This window comes from Pricia sp. (assembly GCF_041745955.1).
Taxonomy (GTDB): domain Bacteria; phylum Bacteroidota; class Bacteroidia; order Flavobacteriales; family Flavobacteriaceae; genus Pricia.
On sequence record NZ_JBGTHY010000010.1, the window covers coordinates 1 to 5,914 of the forward strand.

Below are 5,914 nucleotides of genomic sequence, written 5' to 3' on the forward strand. Positions count from 1 at the left end.
ATAATTGTAGTCCCCATTACCGACGATACCGACCAGGTGAAAGGGATTTTTGGATGTCAACACCTCGGAATTCGCTACAGTCGCGCCACAGATCAGTACACCTTGAACCCCCTTGATAAATGCAGGTATCAGCGTCGAAAAACGGCCGCCTCCTGAAAATCCCCCGACATAGATCCTCTCTTTATGGATGGGCAAAAATCCGACCACGGCATTGAGCATTCTATTGGCCATCAGAATATTGTCGGAGATGGGCAAGGTATCCCTAAGGTTGTTTGAGGCCGCCAAAATATAGCCCTGCTCCTCAGCTGCCTTAGAAATTAAGTTCAGTGCCTGTTTGCCATGGCCTTCCATATCGAAAACGAAAAGTATCGGCCAGGGCGAAGAAACCTCGAATTTTTTAGGAAGATACAGCGAAAAGGTCTCCGAAATAGTGTCGCTAACGGAGACGGGAAGGGAGTCGATTACGATTCCCTTTTTCAAGGTCATCTGCTGGGCGGAGCAAGAAATGGCAACGCCCAGCGCGAGTAGGGTCAATAGGTGCTTCATAGTACTATATAATCATCAAAAATCTAGCCAAGACAAATTTAAGGTTTAATTCTGCCTTCGCCAGGTTAAACCTTGAACCATTCACGCTATACCGGCAACTTCAACCGCGACCGCCTACTAATTTCATCTTTTCAACGTAAAATGACTTTTGAACTCCTTCTGAACATTGTCTCGTATATAGGTAATTCTAAACCAGTAATCGCTGGCGGGCATTCTGTGGTCGTTGGCGGTACCGTCCCAACCGGAGTCGTTGTTGAACTGATATAATAACGTGCCATATTTATCAAAAACTGCTATTTCGGCTTTTTCGATTTCGGGGAATCCGACAATTTGCCAGATATCGTTGGTACCATCGCCGTTTGGGGTAAAAAAACGGGGGAAATCCACCACCAAAAATTCCTCGGAAAGTATACTGCAGTTTTCGCTATCGGTTACATAGGCGACATGTTCACCGGGACTGAGATCTTCGAAGCGGTTCGAAGCGCCGAACTCACTATCATCAACGGCAAAAAGATAGGTGCTTTCTCCTTGTGCGGTAATTTCAATGGAATTATTATCCGAAAATAGATCGGATACGAAATCCACTTTGAAGACTTCCGGCTGTCGCGATGGCAGCACTTCGGTGGCAATGGAAAATTCACATCCGAATTCCATATTTTGAAACAGCACATGATAGGTGCCCAAGGTGGATGCCGGGAGCGATGGGCCGGAGGCATCGGCTATCCTATTTTCTTCAGAAATACTTTCCGTGTACCATGTAAACGTGTAATTTGAGGGGGACAAACCCGTGTGCAATACCGGTAAAGGTTCCAATATTCCACCTTCCTTATCGAAACATAATGTATAGGATGCTTCCAAGGAAGATTCAAAATCAAGCCCTTGTACCTTCAACTGAAACGGAGCTATTTCAGAACAACTCTGGCCCGATGAAAGCCGCGCATAGATGGTTTCGGTGCCAGTCGTTTCGTAGTTATCGGGGTTTACAATAGGATTCGCAAAGTTCTGGGCGTCGGCATCCGAAGTAAAATAGGAGACTTCGTAGATTTCGGTTTCTTGGGTGCCCATCATACGGATTCCATTGGTGGAAAAATCAAAGGTCTCGTTGCCGTCGCGATCTACATCGCAAGCGGTAAGATCTTCCGGGCTTTCGTTTATTTGCGGGGGAACGATAAACTCCGCCATCAGGCCTCCATCGGAAATACAGGATGCCGAAAAGATAAGATCGACCCGATACTGTCCGTTCTCCGTAAGGTTTACTTGTGGATTGCCCGCCCATTGCGTGAGCTCGCTTCCGTCTTTGTACCAGCGATAATCCTGAACACCTTCTACGGTAGCATTTAAGGGGATGCTCTCGCCGATACAGGCGGGATTGCCGTTGGCTACGGTTCGGTCATTCCCCAAATCATATCCCAGGGAAAAGCTGCCCGCTTCCAAAAAAACGGCGGAATCGACTTGAGAATCCTGATTGTCGGATATTACCAGTTTAATGGTGTAGGCTTCCCCGGGCGTTACCTGTGATTCCGCTTTCAGGCTCTCAGTCTCCCCGTGAAAGGAAATCGGATCGCTATCGCCATTTATCTTTCCAAAAAAATCAATATTCATGGCAGCACATTGTCCCTCGATTCCAGGCCTTATCGTCGTAGCCCTTACCGGCTGATTGGTACCCGGAACGATGGCCAGGTTTGTCGAAACGCCTTGGGAATCGGTCAAAATAAAAGCAAACACATCTGAATAGATACACTGGTAGTTTTCTTGATATTCTTCGGAGGCAAAAAGAAAATTAAAACGGATACTATTGGTAAGCGGTACAAAATCGAACTGTATATAGGTGGCATTGAATAGGTTGCCCGTATTGGTGACCGTAATCAGGTCATTGTCCCCCGGCCAGTTTTCTGTGCCCGAATCATTGATTCCCGTATTGGGGCCTTTGGCGTCCCTCGCCCTGCCAGTCGATAGAATGATACCTTCTTCGTACGCAAAATTTGTACCGTTGGCACTAAAATAACCGATGCCGTTCACGTTCTGCTCGGTGCCTGTAAAACTGGTGTAGTTCGAGGTCTCGGCACAGTTGCTGTTGATCAGCACGTCACGCACCAATTGCTCAACGGTATAGCCCGAGTCGTCGACCTTTATCTGGCCGAAAAGGGCATGGATGCCCACTAAAAATATACCTATAATTAGGACTCCGATTTTCATAGCGTGTTCCCGATAGGCGAGGGTCGATTCTCGATAAGCAGGAGTTAAATATAGTGAACTCCTTTTGAACACCTGTCATACTTGCATTCTAAAAGTCTGTTTAATTATTCAAATGATTCACGAAACCGTGTTAAATTTCTAATTGACAGGTATGTTCGAAGAAGAAGGAGAAGATGGAGAAGATGGAGAAGATGGAGAAGATGAGTAAGAAAACTTTAAGGGAAGCCGGAAGTCGGAAGTCGGGGTTAAAAGATAAAATCATAAACTGCTATACTTTTTTCGGGCTAGGCCCTTGCGCCTGTCCTTGAACTTTTCTCCCTATCGGCGCGTTCGTCACTACGTTCGACAGAATAATATGCGTGCGGGTCTCGCCGTATTGGATTAGTTTATCGATAAATTCCTCGAGGTGAAACTGGTCGTTGAGCACTACTTCCATAACGATATTCTCGTTGCCGGTGATGCGGTAGCAATTGACCACTTCCTTTAAGGTCGGCACCAACGCCAGAAAGGGTTTTAATTTGCCCATAAAGGCCCGCAGGGTAATGATGGCCTTAAGCTGATATCCCGTCTTGGCGTGCGACACTTTGGCCTTGTAGCCTTCGATGATACCGAGATCTTCCATCTTCTTTACCCGCTCCGCTACGGCCGGTGGTGTAAGGCCAACTTTACGGCCGATACTGGCGAAGGTTTCCCGTGCATTGGCCTGTAAACATTCCAGTATTTTCCAGTTCAAATCGTCGATAGTAGAATCCAAAGTAAAAAGGGATTAAAAAATTAGTATCCATAGCAAAAATACGCAATTGCCAATGATTCAAAAGATAAAAACCTGAATACCGACGTAACTTTATAATCCTTTAATAACGAACGCGTACGGAGTTCACCTTGTCAACACACAATGCCCTATCAAAATTTCGGTTCTTTACCGGTATATAAAAAAGCGCTCGAACTGCGGCAGATGAGCCGGGAGATTGCTTCGTACGTGTCTTTCAACCAAAATCTGTTGAAACTCTACCAATCCAACAGTCATCGCGACCACATCGCCGGTTCACTGTTGACCGATGCCATACTCATTCCCCAAAAAATCGCCTTGGCAGAGACCAGCACCTGCCATAACGAGCGTATGAAGATCGCCACCTACATCAATATCATGATACGGAATATAAGTTCGTACCTCAGGGGTTTGGAAAAAGACGGTGTCAAGGAGATTGAATATCTGGACTTGCTACGCCAGGAAATCAAAAGTTTCCGAAAATCCTTTAAAATTTGGCGCGGTTCTTTGTCCGCCGAGTAGTTTGGGATGTTCCCCATAACTGTTTTTATCCATGAATTTGACGTAACTGCAGCCCAGGTATCCACTTTGATCAACATCAAATTCCTTTTATTGTCCTAAATTTGGATGATAAAAAACCATCCCTTGAAAACGACCATCCTCATCCACTGTCCCGATCAAAAGGGTATCATCAGTGCAGTCACTGGATTTGTACATGCCAAAGGCGGCAACATCGTCTATCTCGATCAGCACGTCGACCAGCAGGCCAATGTGTTCTTTATGCGTTTGGAAAGCAATTTTGATGCGGGTCTCTTTTCAAAATCCGCCTTTGAGAAGGAATTCCAAAATGAGCTGGCCAACCGCTATACTATGCAATGGAGCATGCATCTGGCGGGTAGACAACCGAAAATGGCTCTTTTCGTATCCAAATACAATCACTGTTTGTACGATTTGCTGAGCCGTTATAGTTCCGGGGAGTTGCAAGTAGCTATTCCATTTGTAATCAGCAACCACGAGGACCTTCGCCCGATTGCCGAGCAGTTCGAAATTCCTTTTTACCATATTCCCGTTACCAAGGCCACCAAGGGCGAGGCCGAAAACGAACAGCTTGAGCTACTGGCTTCCCATGAGGTGGATTTTATCGTTCTGGCGCGTTATATGCAGATCGTAAGCGCCAAGATCATCGATCAATATCCCAATAAGATCATCAACATCCACCACTCCTTCTTACCCGCATTCGCCGGGTCCAAACCCTACCACGCCGCTTTCAAAAGAGGCGTAAAGATTATCGGTGCTACCAGTCACTACGTCACCGAAGCCCTTGACGAAGGCCCAATCATCGAACAGGATGTGACTACCGTCACCCACGCCCACCGCATAGCGGATTTTATCGCCAAAGGCCGCGACCTAGAGAAAATCGTTTTGGCCCGAGCCGTTAAGTTGCACGTGCAGCGGAAGACGATGGTGTACGATAATAAGACGGTGATTTTTTATTAGGGTGTTTGGGTTGATGTTGAAATGAATCTCATAAACAAACTTCCCGGAGGCATCAAAAAAAGCCATTTTAACCGAAACGATCGATTCATAGCTTTGATATCCCATAGGGCAAGGAATTGGATTGCCGCGTGTATCAAAACAACCACCCTGTTTTGCGTTTAAACTATACTGGGCATGCAGTTGTTCGGTCTGCTTTTTGAGCTGTTGGCGTGTGATGATGGGGCGCAGCTCGCGACGGGCGAAACGCCGAAAGGCAATTTTTGTCGTCGCCTGCGTCGCATTTTTCAGATCGATGAAATCATTGTTTTCCTTATGTCGCACTGCTTGCTCCGCGGCCTGGCCCATCTGTCGCACCAAGCGGGTCATCAGCTTCCGGTTCCTTGATTTGTCCATATCAAATTATCCTTAGCACCAGACCTTTTTGTCCTTGATACCGTTGATATCGATTAAACCTGCTGAAATGGAGATGTCTATGGTCATCGGTGCGGTACCCAGATCGCTAAAATCTTCGTCATAATCTACACAATATGCGCTCTTAAAGGTCAAGGTTCGCATTGCGGCACTGATATCCGTATTATAGAAAACGATCTTGCCCTCATGGACGACCTCAGGTTCGGAAAACCAATGGAACAAAAATGTATCACTACTGGCTTCGACCGTGATATCGATATAGCCCTGCTCTGGCCGGCCCATAGGTTTGTTGGTGGCATCAGTGGGTTGGGTACCGGAATAATGGAAGTTTTTAACGGTATACTGAAGGCCGTTTACAAATAGTGTTGCTTTGTATGCCATGATGGTAATTGTTGAATGGGAGTTTTTTATAGCAGTAACGGGAATAATTGCCTAATGTTGCCCCCTACCAAATCAAATCTCTAGATATCGAGATGGGACAGATCCCTCATAATA

General features: G+C 46.2%; 6 protein-coding genes and 1 pseudogene. 2 read left to right on the forward strand and 5 right to left on the reverse strand.

Annotated features, from left to right (window positions below; translation table 11 throughout):
• The 3 genes and pseudogenes from ACEW8S_RS00400 to ACEW8S_RS00410 form a co-directional block, all read right to left on the reverse strand.
• Positions 1 to 546, reverse strand: a pseudogene (locus ACEW8S_RS00400) (alpha/beta hydrolase); the annotation flags it as partial.
• 123 nt (positions 547 to 669) lie between these two features.
• Entirely contained in the window at positions 670 to 2,742 is a 2,073-nt protein-coding gene (locus ACEW8S_RS00405; protein WP_373516220.1) for a choice-of-anchor L domain-containing protein, read from the reverse strand.
• A gap of 268 nt (positions 2,743 to 3,010) precedes the next feature.
• The gene (locus ACEW8S_RS00410) at positions 3,011 to 3,496 is read right to left on the reverse strand and encodes an Lrp/AsnC family transcriptional regulator (RefSeq protein ID WP_373516221.1); all 486 of its coding nucleotides are present in this window, start codon (positions 3,494 to 3,496) and stop codon (positions 3,011 to 3,013) included.
• Positions 3,497 to 3,637: 141 nt separating this feature from the next.
• Between ACEW8S_RS00410 and ACEW8S_RS00415 the strand changes: the two genes are divergently transcribed.
• Together ACEW8S_RS00415 and purU are read left to right on the forward strand one after the other, a co-directional pair.
• Positions 3,638 to 4,033 (forward strand): hypothetical protein, encoded by a 396-nt coding sequence (locus ACEW8S_RS00415; RefSeq protein ID WP_373516222.1) that lies wholly within the window; start codon positions 3,638 to 3,640, stop codon positions 4,031 to 4,033.
• Positions 4,034 to 4,156: 123 nt separating this feature from the next.
• Positions 4,157 to 5,008, forward strand: coding sequence for a formyltetrahydrofolate deformylase (purU, locus tag ACEW8S_RS00420; RefSeq protein WP_373516223.1), 852 nt, complete (start codon positions 4,157 to 4,159; stop codon positions 5,006 to 5,008).
• On the opposite strand, the gene ACEW8S_RS00425 is transcribed toward purU, so the two are convergent.
• Entirely contained in the window at positions 4,919 to 5,401 is a 483-nt protein-coding gene (locus ACEW8S_RS00425; protein WP_373516224.1) for a hypothetical protein, read from the reverse strand. The two genes, purU and ACEW8S_RS00425, sit on opposite strands and share 90 nt — an antisense overlap.
• A 12-nt stretch (positions 5,402 to 5,413) precedes the next feature.
• Positions 5,414 to 5,800, reverse strand: a complete 387-nt coding sequence (gene tssD, locus ACEW8S_RS00430; protein ID WP_373516225.1) for a type VI secretion system tube protein TssD — start codon at positions 5,798 to 5,800, stop codon at positions 5,414 to 5,416.
• Positions 5,801 to 5,914: the final 114 nt, after the last annotated feature.

Coding starts and splice junctions, on each gene's coding strand:
- ACEW8S_RS00405 (WP_373516220.1), bottom strand. CDS start 2,742: ATGAAAATCGGAGTCCTAATTATAGGTATATTTTTAGTGGGCATCCAT.
- tssD (WP_373516225.1), bottom strand. CDS start 5,800: ATGGCATACAAAGCAACACTATTTGTAAACGGCCTTCAGTATACCGTT.
- ACEW8S_RS00425 (WP_373516224.1), bottom strand. CDS start 5,401: ATGGACAAATCAAGGAACCGGAAGCTGATGACCCGCTTGGTGCGACAG.
- ACEW8S_RS00415 (WP_373516222.1), top strand. CDS start 3,638: ATGCCCTATCAAAATTTCGGTTCTTTACCGGTATATAAAAAAGCGCTC.